Below are 17,288 nucleotides of genomic sequence, written 5' to 3' on the forward strand. Positions count from 1 at the left end.
ACGGTTGCCTGTTGGCCACGCACAGTGACCGAGGGGGTCACTCTGTGTGGTACTGGCCGACCGGGACCAAGGCCAGGGCTCGCCACACTACTCCATTGGGACCATGCCAGTGGATCGGCACGCCGCCCAAGTTCTCACAGCCAGGGGGAGTTGGCCACCACGGCGGGGGTAAAAAGCGGGTGACGGATGTGCGGTTCCGCACGGAATCCACCGATAGCTCACCGATGTCGAACCACCGTTCCGGCCGGAAAACGCCCCCCGAGGGGGGAGAGGAAGATCTGTGCGATCCGGCCCGGGAGGGGGACGAACGGGGAGGGAGGGTGACGGCAGCGGAGTGGAAGCCCCCGGGGCCCGCCCGGACGTCCCGTCAGTCCCCCAGCACGCGCCGCAGGTGGTCGTTGCCGAACCTCCGTTCCGGGTCCAGCCGGTCGCGCAGCGCGATGAACTCCCCGAAACGGGGGTGGACGTCCGTGAGGTGTTCCGCGTCGCGGCTGTGCAGCTTCCCCCAGTGGGGACGGCCCCGGTGCGCGACCATGATCCGCTCGGCCGCCGTGAAGTACCGCTCGTACGGGGTGCCCCGGTACATGTGCACCGCGATGTAGGCCGTATCGCGGCCCGACGCCGTGGAGAGCGTGATGTCGTCGGCGGGCGTCACCCGCACCTCCACGGGGAAGTTCACCCGCAGGTCCGAGCGGTCGATCACGGCCCGCAGCTCGCGCAGCGCCTCCACCGCGGCCGCCCGGGGGAGGGCGTACTCCATCTCCACGAAGCGGACCCGGCGCGGGGAGGTGAAGACCCGGTGGGGGATGTCGGTGTAGGTGCGGGACGACAGCGCCCGGCCGGCGACCCGGGCGATGCCCGGCACGGCCGCCGGCACGGCCCGCCCCAGCGAACAGGCGGCCTGGAAGACGCCGTTGGAGAGGAACTCGTCCGTCAGCCAGCCGGCCACGCGCGGCAGCGGGTCGGCCGGACCCGCGCTGCGGTTGTTGCGCTTGGTGACGCAGCGGTCGGTGTGGGGGAACCAGTAGAACTCGAAGTGCTCGTTGTCGCGCACCAGGTGGTCGAAGTCCGCCAGTACCGCGTCGAAGGCCATCGGCTCCTCGCGCGCGGTCAGCAGGAACAGCGGCTCCACGGCGAAGGTGACCTCGGAGACCACCCCGAGCGCGCCCAGTCCGATCCGGGCCGCGGCGAAGACGTCCGCGTTCTCCTCCGGCGAGCACCGCAGCACCGAGCCGTCCGCCAGGACCATCTCCAGCTCGCGGACCTGGGCGGCGAGCGAACCGGAGTCGCGACCGGTGCCGTGGGTTCCGGTGCCGATCGCCCCGGCGACGGTCTGCTCCATGATGTCGCCCATGTTGGTCAGGGACAGCCCCTCGGCCGCCAGCGCCTCGTTGAGCCGCCACAGCGGCGTCCCGGCGGCGACGGTCACCGTCCCGGCCTCGCGGTCGATCCGGCGTATGCCGGTGAGGTGGTCGGGGCGTATCAGCACCCCGTCGGTGACGGCCACGGCGGTGAACGAGTGCCCGGTTCCGGCCGCCTTGACGGTCAACCCGTCCTCGGCGGCCCGGCGGACCGCCTCGGCGAGGGCCTCGGTGGTGGAGGGGGCCACGGTCCGCAGCGGTCGGGCGTCGGCGGTGCCCGCCCAGTTGCGCCACGTCGGCGGTGCGGGACGGCGACCGCGCCGGGCGGTGTGGGTGCTCATCCGTGTCGGCCCTCCCCATGGCTCCACGCGCCTCGCGTCCCGGCGCGGGAGGGCGGACCCGGCCGGTCGGTGGGGGGATCATACTCACGCGACCGCCGGATGTCCGGCGGTGGGTCCCGACCGGCCGGAAGGAGACCGGATGGCAGGATCGACACATGCCCGATGCGCTTGATGTCCGTCCCTACGACGCCCTGCTGCTGCTGTCCTTCGGAGGACCGGAGGGGCCCGACGACGTGGTCCCCTTCCTGGAGAACGTCACCCGCGGGCGGGGGATCCCGCGGGAGAGGCTGGAGGAGGTCGGGCAGCACTACTACCTCTTCGGCGGAGTCAGCCCGATCAACGACCAGAACCGCGAGCTGCTGGCCGTCCTGCGCGAGGACTTCGCCGCCCACGGTCTGGACCTGCCGGTGTACTGGGGCAACCGCAACTGGGCCCCGTACCTGACCGACACCCTGCGCGAGATGGTCCGCGACGGACGGCGCCGCATCCTGGTGCTGGCCACCAGCGCCTACGCCTCGTACTCCGGCTGCCGCCAGTACCGGGAGAACCTGGCCGACGCGCTGGCCACCCTGGAGGAGGAGGGGCTGGAGTTGCCGCGCGTGGACAAGCTGCGGCACTACTTCAACCACCCCGGTTTCGTCCGCCCCGTGATCGACGGGGTGCTGGCCTCCCTCGCCGAGCTGCCCGAGGAGGTGCGCGAGGGGGCGCATCTGGTCTTCACCACCCACTCCATCCCCGTCTCGCAGGCCGAGACCTCCGGCCCCGAGGGCGGCGCGTACGTCGCCCAGCACCTGGACGTGGCCCGGGTGATCGCCGACGCGGTGCGCGAGGAGACCGGCGTGGACCGTCCCTGGGAGCTCGTCTACCAGTCCCGCAGCGGCGCCCCGCACATCCCCTGGCTGGAGCCGGACATCTGCGACCACCTCCAGGCCCTGAGCGAGAGCGGGGCGCCGGCCGCGGTGATGATCCCGATCGGGTTCGTCTCGGACCACATGGAGGTCCTGTACGACCTGGACACCGAGGCGAAGGCCAAGGCGGAGGAGCTGGGTCTGCCCGTGGTGCGGTCCGCCACCGTCGGCGCGGACCCGCGCTTCGCCGCGGCCGTGCGGGAACTGGTGGTGGAGCGCGCCGCCGCCGAGCGGGGCGAGAGCCCGCGCCGCTGCGCGCTGGGCGCGCTGGGCCCCAGCCACGACGTGTGCCCCGTGAGGTGCTGCCCGGGCCGCACGCCCCGGCCCGCCGCCGCGGGCGCCGACAGCCCGTACGCCTGACCCCGTACGCCTGACCCCGTCCCGTCCCGCGCGGACGGGGGCGCGAGGGACGGGACGGGGACGCGGAGAACCCGAGGAGAGACGTGACCGACGACCGGCTCAGGACCGAACTGCTCGACCTCGCCCTGGAGGCCGCCCGCCGGGCGGGCGAGCTGCTGCGCGACGGCCGCCCCGCCGACCTGGGGGTGGCGGGGACCAAGAGCAGCCCCGTCGACGTCGTCACCGAGATGGACCTCGCCGCCGAGAGGCTGATCACCGGCTTCCTCTCCGAACGCCGCCCCGAGGACGGCTTCCTGGGGGAGGAGGGGGCGTCGGTCGAGGGCACCAGCGGGGTGCGCTGGATCGTCGACCCGATCGACGGCACGGTGAACTACCTCTACGGGCTGCCCGCCTGGGCCGTCTCCATCGCCGCCGAGTACCGGGGCGAGACGGTCGTCGGCGTGGTCGAGATCCCGCCGCGCGGCGAGACGTACCACGCCGTGCTGGGGCGGGGCGCCTGGCGCAACGGGGAACGCGTGCGCTGCCGTCCCTCGCCGCCGCTGGCGGAGGCGCTGATCGGCACCGGCTTCAACTACGTCGCCGAGCGCCGCGTCGCGCAGGCCGAGGTGGCCCGGAAGCTGCTGCCGGAGGTCCGCGACATCCGCCGGTCCGGTTCGGCCGCCATCGACCTGTGCGACGTCGGCGGCGGCCGGCTGGACGGCTTCTACGAGCGCGGGCTGCACCCGTGGGACGTGGCCGCGGGCGACCTGGTCGCCCGCGAGGCGGGCGCGCTCACCGGCGGCCGGCCCGGCGGGGTACCCGGCTTCGACCTGACGGTGGCCGCCTCGCCGGGGATCTTCGCCGTGCTGCAACCGCTGCTGGACGAGCTGGGCGCCTGGCACGACTGAACCGCCGAACGCGCGACGGCGCCCCGGGCCTCGCCCGGGGCGCCGCGCGCACGGCTCGTACGGCTCCGTGACGGGTCAGGCGCCGGCGGCGCCGACCTCCACCTCCACTCCGTACTCGGCGGCCAGACGGCGCAGGTCGTCGAGCTCCGCCTGCTCGACGTCCACCAGGAAGTCGTCGCCCGACTCGCGAGCGCGGATCAGGTCGGACTCGGTGTTCCGTATGCGCTGCAGAATGCCTGCGGTGAACGCGTCCATGGTGCGCCCCCTCGTCATGGTCGTTGGCACGGGGGTGTGCCGAGGGTGGGACGATCACGGTGCGGTCCCCGGAACGGTCGACCGACGGATCCCTCCGGCTGCTGCGGGAAAGGGGGTCGTGACCTGCCGTCTACAGGGCGTGATCGCGGGTGTGCAGTCGTCCTCCCCACCTCAAACCTCAGAGAAACCTCAATCGGGACGAAAATTCGGTGAACGGCTGCGACGGGAGTCGCTTACGGCCCGTTTATCGACGTCGGAGGCAGGATGGAGAGTGTCCCCCGACTCCGACGGCCGGGGGACGTGTCCGGGACCGCCCCCGTGCCACCCCCGCTCCGCCGCGACCGAAGGAAGGACACTCCGTGCGCGTACTCGTCGTCGAGGACGAGCAGCTGCTGGCCGATGCCGTGGCCACCGGACTGCGTCGGGAGGCCATGGCCGTCGACGTGGTGTACGACGGCGCCGCCGCCCTCGAACGGGTCGAGGTCAACGACTACGACGTGGTGGTCCTCGACCGGGACCTGCCGCTGGTCCACGGCGACGACGTCTGCCGCAGGATCGTCGAGCTGGGCCTGTCCACCCGGGTGCTGATGCTCACCGCCTCCGGCGACGTCAGCGACCGCGTGGAGGGCCTGGAGCTGGGCGCGGACGACTACCTGCCCAAGCCCTTCGCCTTCAAGGAACTGGTCGCCCGGGTGCGGGCGCTCGGCCGCCGCGCGACCGCGCCCCTGCCGCCCGTGCTGGAGCGCGCCGGGATCCGGCTGGACCCCAACCGCCGCGAGGTCTTCCGCGACGGCCGCCAGATACAGCTGGCGCCCAAGGAGTTCGCGGTGCTGGAGGTGCTCATGCGCAGCGAGGGGACGGTGGTCTCGGCCGAACAGCTCCTGGAGAAGGCGTGGGACGAGAACGCCGACCCGTTCACCAACGTCGTGCGGGTCACCGTGATGACCCTGCGCCGCAAGCTCGGCGAGCCGCCGGTGATCGTCACCGTGCCCGGCTCCGGATACCGCATCTGAGCCCCCCATGACGACCAGCGCATCCGACACCCCCGCCACACCGCCCCCGCCCCCCTCGACGCCGCCCAAGCCCACCTGGGACCCCTTCCAGCCCCGGCGCTCCCACCCCTGGCTGCGGCCCACCATCCGCATACGGCTCACCCTGCTGTACGGCGGGATGTTCCTCATCGCCGGGATGGTGCTGCTGACGATCATCTACCTGCTGGCGGCCCAGGCGCTGAAGGACGGCAGTCACCTGCCCTTCCAGATCATCGGCGTGCGGGACCAGACCACCGACGCCGTCTGCCGGCTCCCGAGCCAGGCGGACGGCGGGGGCCTGACCACCTCGGAGCTGACCGCCGCCGTCCAGCAGTGCATGGAGCGCCAGCGGCAGATCGCCCTGGACGTCCTGTTGCAGCGCTCCCTGCTGGCGCTGCTGGGCCTGGCGGTGGCCGCCTTCGCCTTCGGCTACGTGATGGCGGGCCGGGTGCTCTCGCCGCTGGAGCGCATCACGCGCACCGCCCAGCAGGTCGCGGGCTCCGACCTGCACCGTCGGATCGAGCTGGACGGACCGGACGACGAGCTGAAGGAGCTGGCCGACACCTTCGACCGGATGCTGGACCGGCTGGACCGGGCGTTCACCGCCCAGCAGCGGTTCGTCGCCAACGCCTCCCACGAGCTGCGCACCCCGCTGGCGATCAACCGCACGCTGCTGGAGGTCCAGCTCTCCGACCCCGACGCCTCGCCGGAACTGGTCCAGCTCGGCAAGACCCTGCTGGCCACGAACGAGCGCAGCGAGCAGTTGGTGGAAGGGCTCCTGCTGCTCGCCCGCAGCGAGAACGAGATCGTCGACCGCAAGCCCGTGGACCTGGCCGAGGTCGCCTCCCAGGCCGTGGACCAGGCGCGCGGCGAGGCCCGGGACAAGGGCGTGGAGCTGCGCGGCGCGCGGCAGCCCGTGTACGTGCAGGGCAACGGGGTGCTGCTGGAACGCGTCGCGCTCAACCTGGTGCAGAACGCCGTGCGGTACAACCTGCCGGAGGGCGGATGGGTCTCGGTGACCACCCGGGTCCGGCCGGGGCAGGCGGTGCTGGAGGTGGAGAACACCGGCCCGATGGTCCCGGCGTACGAGATCGACAACCTCTTCGAACCCTTCCGGCGGCTGCGCACCGAGCGCACCGGCAGCGACAAGGGCGTGGGTTTGGGGCTGTCGATCGTGCGGTCCGTGGTGCGCGCCCACGGCGGCATGGTGCTCGCCAGACCGCGCGAGGACGGCGGTCTGCTGGTGCGGGTCACCCTGCCGGTCTGACCGTCCGGAGAGGGCCGGAGGGCCGCGGATCGGCCCCTTCGCAGGAGGTGGATATGGGGCTGATGTGGGTGAAGTGTCCCTCTTGTTTCATCGTTGTGATCGATCACACACACGATTTTTTGGTCACGTGCGAACCGCGGTCGAGAGCCTGCCGAAAAATGCCGGAAAATCCATGTTTCCGCAGGTCGTGATCGTGGAAAGCAGGGGGAACGGTGTGCGTGAAGTGCACCTTTCGGGCCGTTCTCGGTCCCGGTCGACGGCCGGCTTCATCACCCCATCAGGGGCGCGGTTGGGTGTCGATTGAGTAACAGGGCTTGATGTGAGGCAAAATCTGCGCCTCGGGTCGGGCACAAGTCCGGCCTCTCGCGCGTTACGTGCGCTGGAGACACCGCAGACACCCAGAGGGGGAGAGCGACATGGCAACCGATTACGACACTCCACGCAAAACCGACGACGACGTCAACGAGGACAGCATCGAGGAGCTGAAGGCCCGCCGGAACGACAAGGCCGCCTCGACCGTCGACGTCGACGAGTTCGAGCAGGCCGAGGGCCTGGAACTGCCCGGCGCGGACCTCTCCAACGAGGAGCTGTCCGTCCGGGTGCTGCCTCGCCAGGCCGACGAGTTCACCTGCATGAGCTGCTTCCTGGTGCACCACCGTTCGCAGCTCGCCGCGGAGAAGAACGGCCAGCCCATCTGCCGCGACTGCGCGGCCTGAGCCGGAGCGCCGGCTGATGGCGGTCGACGACGCGCGTGACGGCGAGCGGGGCCCGGACCGAAAGGACCCCGAGGCCCCGCTCGCACCCGTACCCGCACCCGGGTCCGCAGCCACCCGTGTCCGGGGGCTGCGGCGCCTCGGGGAGGCGCGGGCACACGACAGGCACGAGCGGGGACCGCGCGGGCGCGGCACGGTCAGAGCGTTCCTGGGCGTGGTGGCCGACCGGATCGTCGACATCGCGCCCAGGATCCCCGTCCGCGACCTGGCCACGCTCCGCCGGCAGTTCCCGGGCCTGGGGCCCGAGGAGATGGCCGACAGGCTCATATCCGGAGCCATGAAGGGCACCGCCACCGTCGGCGCCGGCGTGGGCGCCTCGGCGATGCTGCCGGTGCCCCCGGCGATGCCCGCGGAACTGGCCGCCGAGGTCGCCGGGGTGGCCGCCGTGGAACTCAAGCTCATCGCCGAGCTGCACGAGGTCTACGGTCTGCGTCCGCCCGGCAACGCCCGGCAGAGGGCGGCGGTGTACCTCACCGAGTGGACCGAGGAGCGCGGCATAGAGCTGTCCAGGCCCGCGTCGTTCGGCGCCGCCTTCGGCGGTCACATGAGGCGCAGCCTGCGCCAAAGACTTCTCAGGCGCACGGTGCGCAACCTCCCCAACCTCACGCCGTTCATGATCGGCGCGGCCGTGGGGGCGCTGATGAACCGGCGCGACACCGGCAGACTGGCGGAGCGGATCCGCCGCGACCTGCGCGAGCGGCGGGTCCCCTGGGACGCCCTCCCCGCCGGCGGAGGGGTCGACGAGGACCGGCGCGCGGTGGAGGCCGGCGACTGAAGGCGTGCCTCTCCCCCTCGGCCGTCCCCTTCGTCGCCCCCGCCCCTCCGTCGCACGCGGCACCGGCGCACGGGCCGCACCACCGCCCGGCGGGCGCCGGGCGGTCGCTCACGCGCGGGCCTTCTCCAGGGCGTCGGCCAGGGCCCGCGGCCTACGGGTGGACAGGTAGAGATACGGGGTGGGGTCCTCGGGGTCGACGACCTCGATGCGGACGGCCGTGGGGATGTAGCTGCGCAGCAGCATGTACGCGCGGGGATCGGCGCGGTGGGTGCGCCAGGCCCGGGCCTCCTCGGCGTCCAGGACGTGCGTCTCGCCCAGCGCCGACACCGGAACGCGGGCTTCCCCCGCCACCAGGGCGTCCCCGATCACACGGACGCGGGCCGAGCCGTAGGCACTGACCCCGACGGCGGCCAGGGCCGTGCCCACCACCAGGCCGCCCAGCGCGGCCAGGAGGCCGTAGGGGAACAGGGCCAGACCGACGGAGATCCCCGTCAGAACCGTGATCGACCACCAGGAGCGAGGCGCGGTCAGCCGCTCGTCGTACAACACGCCGGAAGAGAGCATGGCTCCAGCTTGGCACGCCCGAGACCGGGCCCCTGACCCGGCGGTAAGGTCAGCATCCGTGAGTGACACCAAGACATCCCTGACACCCCCGGAGGACGCCGAGGCCCCGGTGCGTCACCCCGACGCCCCCGCGCCCGGCGAACCGCTGGGCGCGCACTACGCCCAGTGCTTCGGCTGCGGCGCCGAACAGCCGCACGGACTGCACCTGGAGGCGCGGGCGGGTGAGGGCGTCGGCGTCACCGCGGAGTTCACCGTCCGGCCGGCCCACCAGGGGGCGCCCGGCCTCGCCCACGGCGGGCTGCTGGCCACGGCCATGGACGAGATCCTGGGCTCTCTCAACTGGCTGATGCAGACCATCTCGGTCACCGGGCGGCTGGAGACCGACTTCCTGCGGCCCGTGCCCGTGGACTCCGTGCTGTACCTGGAGGCGCGGGCCGTCGCCCGCCACGGGCGCAAGATCTACTGCACCGCCACGGGCCGTATCGGCGGCCCCGACGGTCCCCTCGCGGTCCGCGCCGACGCGCTCTTCGTCGAGGTGAAGGTCGAGCACTTCGTGGAGAACGGACGCAAGGAGGAGATCGAGGCGGCCATGGCCGACCCCGACACCGTCCGACGCGCCCGGGCCTTCGAGGTGAACCCGTGAGCCGACCGCCCCTCGACGTGCTGATCCGCCGCCTCGACCCCGAGGTGCCGATCCCCTCCTACGCCCACCCCGGCGACGCGGGCTGCGATCTGGTCACCACCGAGCCCGCCGAACTGGCCCCCGGAGAGCGGGCCGTGCTGCCCACGGGGGTTTCCATCGCCCTGCCCGAGGGGTACGCCGCCTTCGTGCATCCACGATCGGGCCTGGCCGCTCGCTGCGGGGTCTGCCTCGTGAATGCCCCCGGAACCATCGATGCCGGGTACCGTGGGGAGATCAGGGTGATCGTGGCCAACCTGGATCCGCGCGAGAGCGTGCGGTTCGAGCGGTTCGACCGCATCGCCCAGCTCGTCGTCCAGCAGGTCGAGAAGGTGCGCTTCCACGAGGTGGGGGAACTGCCCGACTCGGCGCGAGCGGCGGGGGGCTTCGGCTCCACGGGCGGCCACGCCGCACAGGACCATGCTGCACAGCACAACCATTACGCTGCGGTCGCGGCCGACGAGGCCGCGGACCTGAAGGGACAGTGACGTGTTCGGACGTCGTCGCAAGAAGAAGGTAGAGCCCGAGGGCGCCTCGGACGAGTTCGAGACGGAACGATCCGACGAGAGCGCCGACGCGTCGGACGGGTCCGCCGCACAGTCCCGGGTGAAGCTGCCCCCGGCGCCCCGGCCGGACGGCCCCTGGGACGTGAGCGAACTGCACGCGCCGGGGGAGGGCCGAGTCGACCTGGGCGGTCTGTTCGTGCCCGGCGTGCCGGGCATGGAACTGCGGGTGGAGGTCGCCGGCGACGCGATCGTCGCCGCGACGATCGTGCTGAAGGACAGCGCCATCCAGCTCCAGGCGTTCGCCGCCCCCAAGCGCGAGGGCATCTGGGACGAGGTGCGCGAGGAGATCGCCGGCGGCATCACCAAGCAGGGCGGGATCGTCGACGAGGTCGAGGGTCCGCTGGGCTGGGAGCTGCGCGCCCAGGTGCCGGTCCAGCTCCCCGACGGCAAGAGCGGCATGCAGGTCGTGCGCTTCGTCGGCGTGGACGGCCCCCGCTGGTTCCTGCGCGGTGTCATCTCCGGCCAGGGCGCGGTGCAGCCGCAGGCCGCCGGACTGCTGGAGCAGATCTTCCGCGACACGGTCGTGGTGCGCGGCGACGGCCCGATGGCCCCGCGCGACCCGATCGTCCTGAAGCTGCCGAGCGACGCCCAGATGGTGCCCGACGGGGTCCAGCAGGAGCCGGCCGAGGCGGGCTCCCGCTTCGCCGGGGGCATCGACAAGCTCCAGCGCGGCCCGGAGATCACCGAGGTCCGCTGAACCGGTCCCCGACGGGAGCCCCGCCGTGGAAACGGCGGGGCTCCCGTCGTCCCCCCGTCCTTCCACGGGCTCTCCGCGCTCGATCCCCTGACGCGGGAATGCGTGTCATGTCACCATGAGCCCACTTCGAAGGGATCCATGGGGGGCCATGGGGAAGTGGGGGATGCCGTGTCCATGAGCGGACCGGATCGTCGGAGGGTGTGGATCTACGTCGTCGGGGCCGTCGCGGCGGTGGCCCTGGCGGTCGTCGGGATCTTCACCGTCCAGCAGACCGTCGGCCGGAGCGACAACGACTGCCACAGCGGGGCCGTCTGCGGCGACGGCAACCAGGACAACACGGTGAACGCGCCGAGCGCGTCGGAATCCGATGGGTGAGCGGTTCCGGGGCGGCCTCCGGGCGCGGGGCGGGAGGACCGCGTCCGCCGTGGCCGCGGTCCTCGCGGTGCCGCTCTGTCTGGCCGCGGTGACCGGCTGCGGGAGCATGATCTGCAAGGACTCGGCCATCTGCGGGGACGGCAACAAGGGCAACGACCTGCGGAGCGGAGGCGGCGGAAACGCCGGCGGGCGCGAGCCCCGGCCCGGCGCGGAGAGCCCCTCCGACGGACTCGAACCCGGAGACGACCTGGGGAGGGAGCCCAGGACGACGCCCGGGACGGTCAGGTTCTCGGGAGAGGTCCTGATCACCGCCGAGATCGACCTCGACTCCGATCCGCCGGGGCACTCCGACGCGTCGAACCCCCTCGTGTCCGGCGGCACGGACCTGTACTACTTCCCCCTGTCGATGACCGGGATCTCGTCGATGGTGACCACGGCGGAGTGGAAGGACGACCGCACGCCCACCCGGGCGGAGTGCGACGACTCCCTGGTCAGGTACGCCGTCACGGGGGCGGTCGACATGTGGAGCGAGGTCGGGACGTCCCTGTGCGTGCGGACGAGCGAGGGACGGACCGCCTTCGTCCACCTGAGGGAGAGGGCCGAGACGGGGTACATGCTCGACGTCGTCACCTGGGAGAAGGACCGCTAGCGGGCGGCGGCGGAGGCCGTTCGCCGACGGCGGCGACGGACGGGGCGCTAGGCTCGGCACCGTCCGGGGGTCCGGAAGGGGGAGGCCGTGTGAGCACCGTGGTCGAGGTCGAGGATCTGCACCACTCCTACGGTCGGGAGCCCACCGTCACCCATGTCCTGCGCGGTGTGTCGCTCACCGTCCGGCAGGGGGAGTTCGTCGTGGTCACCGGACGCCCCGGCGCCGGTCGGAGCACCCTCCTCGGTCTCGTCGGCGGGCTCGACAGCCCCGTCTCCGGCCGGATCACCGTCGACGGCGTGCGGCTGGACGAGCTGGGCGAGCAGGAGCGGCTCAGGCTGCGCCGCGACCGCATCGGCTTCGTCTTCCCCTCCTCGGGCCTGCTGCCCGTCCTCACCGCCGCCGAGAACGTCGGCGTACCGCTGCGGCTGCGCCACGTACCGCCGCACGAGCGCGACGAGAGGGTCGCCCGGCTGCTCTCCGAGGTCGGCCTCGCCGACCGGGCCGGGCAGCGGCCCGACGAGCTGAGCGGCGGCCAGCGGCAGCGCGTCGCGCTCGCCCGCGCCCTGGCGAACCGTCCCGCGCTGCTCGTCGCCGACGAGCCCGACGCACAGCTCGACGACGCGTGCGGGCCCGCCGTCCTGGAGCTGCTCTACACCCTGGTGCGCCGCCGGGAGGGCACCGCCCTGGTTGCCACCCACGACCCCCGGCTGCTCTCCCGCGCCGACCGCGTCCTGGAGCTGCGGGACGGCCTGCTGAGGGAGGCGGGCCCGGAGCTCCGGCCGGTCCCCACCCGGCCCTGAGACACGGCCACGACGCGACGCTCGACACATCCGGCCTCCGGGCCCCCGACGGAGTTACCCCCGGTGAGGGGCGCGGGTACGCTGGCCGCATGAGTGGCGTTACCCGACTCGAGAAGCAGGGCGGCCGGCTGCGGCGCCTGCTCGGCCGGCTGTCGTCCTCGCCCGAGGACCTGCTCTCCGCCGAGCTGCGTCAGGACACCGAGGCCAACGGCTGCACCCGCATCTGCGACTGCGGCGACCGGCAGATCGTCAAGGTGGCCGGTACGCTGCGCACGGTGACGCAGCGTCCCCGGGCCGGAGTGCCCGCGCTGGAGGCGGAGCTGTTCGACGGGTCCGCGCCCCTGGATCTGGTGTGGCTGGGGCGGCGGTCCATCGCGGGCATAGAACCGGGCCGCAGGCTGATCGCCTCCGGCCGGATCGCGATGAACCGCGGCCGTCCGGTGCTGTTCAACCCCAAGTACGAGCTGCGCCCCATCGGACAGGACAGCGGACAGGAGTAGCGGGTGACCTCTCTCGACAAGCCGGCCGCCGGCACGGAGGAGGCCGGGGCCGACGCGTCCGGCCCGACGGTGACGGACAAGGCCCTGTTGGAGGCGTTCGGAGGAGTACGGGGCATGGTGGACACCACCGTGCCCGGTCTGGTCTTCGTGCTGATCTACACGATCGAGCGGGACATGCACCTCGCGGCCGTCGCCGCCCTGGGCCTGAGCGTGGTGCTCGCCCTGGCCCGCCTGGTGCGGCGCGAGACCCTCAAGCACGCCTTCAGCGGGGTCTTCGGGGTCGCCATCGGCGCGGTCTTCGCGATGATCTCGGACGACGCGAAGAACTTCTACCTGCCCGGCATGCTCTACACCCTGGGCCTGGCGATCGCGTACTGCCTCTCGGCGATGTTCCGCTTCCCGCTGATCGGCGTGCTGCTCGGGCCGCTCATGCGCGAGAACCTCTCCTGGCGCACCCGCAACCCCGGCCGGCTGAAGGCGTACACCAAGGCGACCTGGGCCTGGGGCCTGATCCTGCTGGGCAAGTCGGCGATCCTCTTCCCCATCTACTTCTGGGGCGACGTCACCCAGCTCGGCTGGGTGAAGGTGGCGCTCGGCATCCCGCCGATGCTGCTGTGCGTCTACCTCACCTACGTCTTCCTGGCCAAGGCCCCGCCGCCGATCGACGTGATCGCCGAGATGGAGGCGGAGGAGGCCGCGGAGCGGGAACGCGAGCGGCTCCGGTCCGAGTACCGGACGGACGAGGCGCGGACGGACTCCTGAGCCCGCCCCGACCGACCCCGGCCGTCCGGGGTCGGTCCGGGTCGGTCGGAAGAGGGCCCCTAGAGTTCCTCGCCCGACTCCTCCGGGTGGTCCTCACGGCGCGGGCGCTCCGGCTCGCGCCGCGCCGACAGCAGCTCCTCCAACTGGCCCTCGCGGGCCTGCGCGGCGACGAACAGCAGCTCGTCGCCCTCCTCCAGGGAGTCCTCGGCGGTGGGGGTCAGCACCCGGCTGCCGCGGATTATCGTCACCAGCGAGGTGTCCTCCGGCCACCGCACATCGCCCACCCGGGTGCCGGCCAGCGCCGACTCCGGGGGCAGGGTCAGCTCCACCAGGTTGGCGTCGCCCTGGCTGAACCGCAGCAGCCGGACCAGATCGCCGACGCTGACCGCCTCCTCGACCAGCGCGGACATCAGCCGCGGGGTCGAGACGGCCACGTCGACGCCCCAGGACTCGTTGAACAGCCACTCGTTCTTGGGGTTGTTCACCCGCGCCACGACGCGCGGCACCCCGTACTCGGTCTTGCCCAGCAGCGAGACCACGAGGTTGACCTTGTCGTCGCCCGTCGCGGCGATCACGACGTTGCAGCGCTGGAGCGCCGCCTCGTCCAGCGAGGTGATCTCGCAGGCGTCGGCCAGCAGCCACTCGGCCTGCGGCACCTGCTCCACCGCGATGGCGGCGGGCGACTTGTCGATCAGCAGCACCTCGTGGCCGTTCTCCAGCAGTTCCGCGGCGATGGAGCGGCCCACCGCCCCGGCCCCGGCGATCGCCACCCTCACCGTGTCCCTCCTTCCGGTCCCCTGGAGAACGCCGCCTCCACGTCGCCGACCTGGTCGCAGCGCATCATCACGTGGATCAGGTCGCCCTCCTGGATCACCGTGTCGGACGTGGGCAGCATCGCCTCCCCCAGACGGGTGATGAAGGCGACCCGGGTGCCCGTCTCCTGCTGGAGCCGGCTGACCCGGTGCCCGACCCACGCCGTGGAGGCGTGGACCTCGGCGAGCTGGACGCCGCCGGTGGGGTCCAGCCACAGCGGCTCCGCGCCGGACGGCAGCAGCCGCCGCAGCATCTGGTCGGCCGTCCAGCGGACCGTGGCGACGGTGGGGATGCCCAGCCGCTGGTAGACCTCGGCGCGACGGGGGTCGTAGATGCGGGCCGCCACGTTCTCCACGCCGAACATCTCGCGCGCCACCCGGGCCGCGATGATGTTGGAGTTGTCGCCGCTGCTGACCGCGGCGAACGCCCCGGCCTCCTCTATCCCCGCCTCGCGCAGGACGTCCCGGTCGAAGCCGACCCCCTCCACACGGCGTCCGCCGAAGGCCGGGCCCAGCCGGCGGAAGGCCGTGGGATCCCGGTCGATGATCGCGACCGTGTGCCCTTGGTGCTCCAGGGTCTGCGCGAGCGCGGCGCCCACGCGCCCGCACCCCATGATGACGATGTGCATAAGGCCGCTACCCCGTACCTTCTCCTGTCGTGACGACCCTGGCCGGCATCGCTCATCATCCTTCCCGCCCCGTCGGGGGCACCCGCTGAAGGGTTGTCCGGCCGTAACGCTACCCGGCGTCCGACGGGCGGGGCTCCTCCCGGTCCTCCCGGACCCCGTCGCGTCGCGGCGCGTCGGCGCGGTGCCGCAGCGCGCTCGGCCACCACACGGCGGGGCCGATGTCCCGGGTGAGGGCGGGGACCAACAGGGAGCGGACGACGACGGTGTCCAGCAGGACGCCGAACGCGACGATGAAGGCGATCTGCACCATGAAGGAGAGCGGGATCACCACCAGCGCGGCGAAGGTGGCCGCCAGCACCACCCCGGCCGAGGTGATCACCCCGCCCGTGGCGGTCAGCCCCTTGAGCACGCCCAGCCGGGTGCCGTGGCGCAGCGCCTCCTCGCGGACGCGGGTCATCAGGAAGATGTTGTAGTCCACGCCCAGCGCGACCAGGAACACGAAGCCGTAGAGCGGGATGGAGGGGTCCGTTCCGCTGAAGCCGAGGAGGTGTTCGAAGACCAGGGCGGCGATGCCGAGGGTGGCCAGGAAGTTCAGGGCCACGGTCGCCACCAGGAGCACCGGCAGCACCAGGGAGCGCAACAGCCCCATCAGGATCACCAGGATGACGACCAGGACGACGGGGATGATGACCGCGCGGTCCTCCCGCGCGGTGTCCTGGGCGTCGAGCTGCTGGGCGGTGTAGCCGCCGACCAGCGCGTCCGCGCCGTCCACCGCGTGCACCGACTCGCGCAGCCGCTCCACGGTCCGCAGGGCCTCCTCGGAGTCGCTCGCGCCCGACAGCGTCGCCTGGACGCTCACCCGGCCGTCGACGACCAGGGGCTCGCCTCCGCCGGGGCGGCCGGAGGAGGCGACCGGCGCGGCCGAGGCCACGCCCTCGGTGCCCCGCGCGGCGGCGGTGACCTCCCGTGCGCGGTCGGCGTTCGCGATGATCACCGCGGGGTTGCCGGAGCCGCCGGGGAAGTGCTCGGTCAGCTTCTCCTGGGCGGTGACGGACTGCGCCTCGCCCACGAAGGTCTCGCTCAGCGGCACGGTCCTGGACGAGAGCGTCGGGAAGAACGCGGCGGCGACCGCCAGGCACACCAGCGAGACGGCCCACACCCGGCGCGGGGAGCGGTCCACCAGGGAGGCGACCCTGCCCCACACCCCGGTCGCGGACCCCGGCTCGGCCGGATCGGCGGGCGGCTTGGGGCGGGCGGGCCAGTACGCGGCCCGGCCCAGGGCGACGAGCACGGCGGGCAGGAAGGTCAGGGCGCCGAGCATCGCGCAGGCGATGCCGATGGCGCCCACGGGGCCGAGGGCCCGGTTGTTGCGCAGGTCGCTCAGGAGCAGCGCGAGCAGGGCCAGGGCGACGGTGGCCCCGCTGGCGGTGATGGCGCCCAGGGAGCGGCGCAGCGCGGCCCGGCCGGCCGCGAGCCGGTCGCCGCGCAGGGCGAACTCCTCGCGGAAGCGGGCGGACAGCAGCAGCCCGTAGTCGGTGGCGGCGCCGATGACGAGGATGAACAGGATGCCCTGCACCTGGCCGTCCACCCGGACCAGGTCCTCCTTGGCCAGGAAGTAGACGATCGCGCAGGCCAGGGAGAGGGCGAAGACGGAGCCGAGGATGATGGCCAGCGGCAGCAGCACGCTGCGGTAGACCAGCAGCAGGATCAGCAGCACCACGATCAGCGCGACGGCCAGCAGCAGCCCGTCGATCCCGGCGAACGCCTCGGAGAGGTCGGCCTGGGTGGCGGCCGGCCCGGCGACGTGGACGGAGGTGCCCTCGACCTTCCCCGCGGCCTCGCGGAGGGAGTCGATCACGTCGGGGAGCCCCTCGTCGAGGTCGGGGGAGAGCTGCACCACGCCCTGGAGCGCCTCGCCGTCCTCCGACGGCACCGCGGGGGAGGGGCGGCCCTCCACGCCGGGGGCGTCGGCCAGCCCGGCCAGGACGCGGCCGGCCTGCTCGCGCTGCCCCACGTCGAGCCGTCCGTCCTCGGCCTCCCAGACGACGACGGCGGGTACGGTCTCGGCGGTCCGGAACGCCTTCTGCTCCTCGATCACCTGTGTCGACTCGGCGCTCTCGGGCAGGAAGGACGCCTGGTCGTTGACGGCCACCTCGCCGATCTTCCCCGCGTAGGGCCCGAAGACGCCCCCGATCGCCAGCCAGACGACGATCAGCGCCGAGGGCACCAGCCACCGGAGGGCGCGCGGTGTGGGTTTCATGGACTCCCCTGACCTGAAGGATGCGAGCTCCGCCGCC

The 17,288-nt window shown here is 72.8% G+C and carries 20 protein-coding genes; 14 read left to right on the plus strand and 6 right to left on the minus strand.

The window, feature by feature from the left end:
- Positions 1 to 367: 367 nt before the first annotated feature.
- Positions 368 to 1,702, minus strand: coding sequence for a D-arabinono-1,4-lactone oxidase (locus ABD335_RS17550; protein ID WP_344323952.1), 1,335 nt, complete (start codon positions 1,700 to 1,702; stop codon positions 368 to 370).
- A 155-nt stretch (positions 1,703 to 1,857) separates the two neighbouring features.
- Between ABD335_RS17550 and ABD335_RS17555 the strand changes: the two genes are divergently transcribed.
- Entirely contained in the window at positions 1,858 to 2,970 is a 1,113-nt protein-coding gene (locus tag ABD335_RS17555; RefSeq protein WP_344323954.1) for a ferrochelatase, read from the plus strand.
- Between the two features lie 83 nt (positions 2,971 to 3,053).
- Positions 3,054 to 3,857 (plus strand): inositol monophosphatase family protein, encoded by an 804-nt coding sequence (locus tag ABD335_RS17560; RefSeq protein WP_344323956.1) that lies wholly within the window; start codon positions 3,054 to 3,056, stop codon positions 3,855 to 3,857.
- Between the two features lie 75 nt (positions 3,858 to 3,932).
- Here the strand turns inward: ABD335_RS17560 and ABD335_RS17565 are convergent, their stop codons facing one another.
- On the minus strand, positions 3,933 to 4,112 hold the full coding sequence (locus ABD335_RS17565) for a hypothetical protein (RefSeq protein ID WP_031508807.1): 180 nt from the start codon (positions 4,110 to 4,112) through the stop codon (positions 3,933 to 3,935).
- A gap of 359 nt (positions 4,113 to 4,471) precedes the next feature.
- Between ABD335_RS17565 and ABD335_RS17570 the strand changes: the two genes are divergently transcribed.
- The 4 genes from ABD335_RS17570 (at position 4,472) to ABD335_RS17585 (ending at position 7,958) form a co-directional block, all read left to right on the plus strand.
- A complete protein-coding gene (locus tag ABD335_RS17570) occupies positions 4,472 to 5,125 on the plus strand; it encodes a response regulator transcription factor (protein ID WP_344323959.1) in 654 nt (217 codons plus the stop codon).
- Between the two features lie 7 nt (positions 5,126 to 5,132).
- The gene (locus ABD335_RS17575; RefSeq protein WP_344323961.1) at positions 5,133 to 6,410 is read left to right on the plus strand and encodes a sensor histidine kinase; all 1,278 of its coding nucleotides are present in this window, start codon (positions 5,133 to 5,135) and stop codon (positions 6,408 to 6,410) included.
- Positions 6,411 to 6,826: 416 nt separating this feature from the next.
- Positions 6,827 to 7,126 carry a DUF4193 domain-containing protein gene (locus tag ABD335_RS17580; protein WP_324923248.1) on the plus strand — a complete coding sequence of 100 codons (300 nt, stop codon included), beginning with the start codon at positions 6,827 to 6,829 and terminating at the stop codon, positions 7,124 to 7,126.
- A gap of 16 nt (positions 7,127 to 7,142) precedes the next feature.
- Positions 7,143 to 7,958, plus strand: coding sequence for a hypothetical protein (locus ABD335_RS17585; RefSeq protein ID WP_344323965.1), 816 nt, complete (start codon positions 7,143 to 7,145; stop codon positions 7,956 to 7,958).
- 108 nt (positions 7,959 to 8,066) lie between these two features.
- Here the strand turns inward: ABD335_RS17585 and ABD335_RS17590 are convergent, their stop codons facing one another.
- On the minus strand, positions 8,067 to 8,522 hold the full coding sequence (locus ABD335_RS17590; protein WP_344323967.1) for a DUF3093 domain-containing protein: 456 nt from the start codon (positions 8,520 to 8,522) through the stop codon (positions 8,067 to 8,069).
- 58 nt (positions 8,523 to 8,580) lie between these two features.
- On the opposite strand from ABD335_RS17590, the gene ABD335_RS17595 reads away from it, so the two are divergent.
- The 8 genes from ABD335_RS17595 (at position 8,581) to ABD335_RS17630 (ending at position 13,550) form a co-directional block, all read left to right on the plus strand.
- Positions 8,581 to 9,165 (plus strand): PaaI family thioesterase, encoded by a 585-nt coding sequence (locus ABD335_RS17595; RefSeq protein ID WP_344323969.1) that lies wholly within the window; start codon positions 8,581 to 8,583, stop codon positions 9,163 to 9,165.
- On the plus strand, positions 9,162 to 9,689 hold the full coding sequence (dut, locus tag ABD335_RS17600; RefSeq protein ID WP_344323971.1) for a dUTP diphosphatase: 528 nt from the start codon (positions 9,162 to 9,164) through the stop codon (positions 9,687 to 9,689). Before ABD335_RS17595 ends, dut begins: the two co-directional genes overlap by 4 nt.
- A 1-nt stretch (position 9,690) precedes the next feature.
- The gene (locus ABD335_RS17605) at positions 9,691 to 10,464 is read left to right on the plus strand and encodes a DUF3710 domain-containing protein (RefSeq protein ID WP_344323973.1); all 774 of its coding nucleotides are present in this window, start codon (positions 9,691 to 9,693) and stop codon (positions 10,462 to 10,464) included.
- 174 nt (positions 10,465 to 10,638) lie between these two features.
- The gene (locus tag ABD335_RS17610; RefSeq protein ID WP_344323975.1) at positions 10,639 to 10,839 is read left to right on the plus strand and encodes a hypothetical protein; all 201 of its coding nucleotides are present in this window, start codon (positions 10,639 to 10,641) and stop codon (positions 10,837 to 10,839) included.
- Between the two features lie 49 nt (positions 10,840 to 10,888).
- Positions 10,889 to 11,488, plus strand: coding sequence for a hypothetical protein (locus ABD335_RS17615; RefSeq protein WP_344323977.1), 600 nt, complete (start codon positions 10,889 to 10,891; stop codon positions 11,486 to 11,488).
- Positions 11,470 to 12,288, plus strand: coding sequence for an ABC transporter ATP-binding protein (locus ABD335_RS17620; RefSeq protein WP_425583675.1), 819 nt, complete (start codon positions 11,470 to 11,472; stop codon positions 12,286 to 12,288). The genes ABD335_RS17615 and ABD335_RS17620 overlap by 19 nt, the downstream gene beginning before the upstream one ends.
- 89 nt (positions 12,289 to 12,377) lie before the next feature.
- Complete coding sequence (locus ABD335_RS17625; RefSeq protein ID WP_344323981.1) at positions 12,378 to 12,788, plus strand: OB-fold nucleic acid binding domain-containing protein; 411 nt, start codon at positions 12,378 to 12,380, stop codon at positions 12,786 to 12,788.
- Between the two features lie 3 nt (positions 12,789 to 12,791).
- Positions 12,792 to 13,550: a DUF3159 domain-containing protein gene (locus tag ABD335_RS17630; RefSeq protein WP_344323983.1), complete on the plus strand. Its 759-nt coding sequence runs from the start codon at positions 12,792 to 12,794 to the stop codon at positions 13,548 to 13,550.
- 59 nt (positions 13,551 to 13,609) lie between these two features.
- Here ABD335_RS17630 and ABD335_RS17635 read toward each other — a convergent pair whose 3' ends face one another.
- From ABD335_RS17635 to ABD335_RS17645, 3 genes are all read right to left on the minus strand, one after another.
- The gene (locus ABD335_RS17635; protein WP_344323985.1) at positions 13,610 to 14,326 is read right to left on the minus strand and encodes a potassium channel family protein; all 717 of its coding nucleotides are present in this window, start codon (positions 14,324 to 14,326) and stop codon (positions 13,610 to 13,612) included.
- Complete coding sequence (locus tag ABD335_RS17640) at positions 14,323 to 14,991, minus strand: potassium channel family protein (RefSeq protein ID WP_344323987.1); 669 nt, start codon at positions 14,989 to 14,991, stop codon at positions 14,323 to 14,325. The genes ABD335_RS17635 and ABD335_RS17640 overlap by 4 nt, the downstream gene beginning before the upstream one ends.
- A gap of 109 nt (positions 14,992 to 15,100) precedes the next feature.
- Complete coding sequence (locus ABD335_RS17645) at positions 15,101 to 17,251, minus strand: MMPL family transporter (protein ID WP_344323988.1); 2,151 nt, start codon at positions 17,249 to 17,251, stop codon at positions 15,101 to 15,103.
- Between the last annotated feature and the right edge of the window lie 37 nt (positions 17,252 to 17,288).

Origin of the sequence: Streptomyces macrosporus (genome assembly GCF_039533145.1) — a bacterium.
Classification (GTDB): Bacteria; Actinomycetota; Actinomycetes; order Streptomycetales; family Streptomycetaceae; genus Streptomyces; species Streptomyces macrosporus.

Excerpts from the sequence above, each read along its gene's own strand:
- ABD335_RS17550 (WP_344323952.1), bottom strand. The coding sequence starts at position 1,702 with ATGAGCACCCACACCGCCCGGCGCGGTCGCCGTCCCGCACCGCCGACG.
- ABD335_RS17555 (WP_344323954.1), top strand. The coding sequence starts at position 1,858 with ATGCCCGATGCGCTTGATGTCCGTCCCTACGACGCCCTGCTGCTGCTG.
- ABD335_RS17565 (WP_031508807.1), bottom strand. The coding sequence starts at position 4,112 with ATGGACGCGTTCACCGCAGGCATTCTGCAGCGCATACGGAACACCGAG.
- ABD335_RS17575 (WP_344323961.1), top strand. The coding sequence starts at position 5,133 with ATGACGACCAGCGCATCCGACACCCCCGCCACACCGCCCCCGCCCCCC.
- ABD335_RS17580 (WP_324923248.1), top strand. The coding sequence starts at position 6,827 with ATGGCAACCGATTACGACACTCCACGCAAAACCGACGACGACGTCAAC.
- ABD335_RS17585 (WP_344323965.1), top strand. The coding sequence starts at position 7,143 with ATGGCGGTCGACGACGCGCGTGACGGCGAGCGGGGCCCGGACCGAAAG.
- ABD335_RS17590 (WP_344323967.1), bottom strand. The coding sequence starts at position 8,522 with ATGCTCTCTTCCGGCGTGTTGTACGACGAGCGGCTGACCGCGCCTCGC.
- ABD335_RS17610 (WP_344323975.1), top strand. The coding sequence starts at position 10,639 with ATGAGCGGACCGGATCGTCGGAGGGTGTGGATCTACGTCGTCGGGGCC.
- ABD335_RS17625 (WP_344323981.1), top strand. The coding sequence starts at position 12,378 with ATGAGTGGCGTTACCCGACTCGAGAAGCAGGGCGGCCGGCTGCGGCGC.
- ABD335_RS17640 (WP_344323987.1), bottom strand. The coding sequence starts at position 14,991 with ATGCACATCGTCATCATGGGGTGCGGGCGCGTGGGCGCCGCGCTCGCG.
- ABD335_RS17645 (WP_344323988.1), bottom strand. The coding sequence starts at position 17,251 with ATGAAACCCACACCGCGCGCCCTCCGGTGGCTGGTGCCCTCGGCGCTG.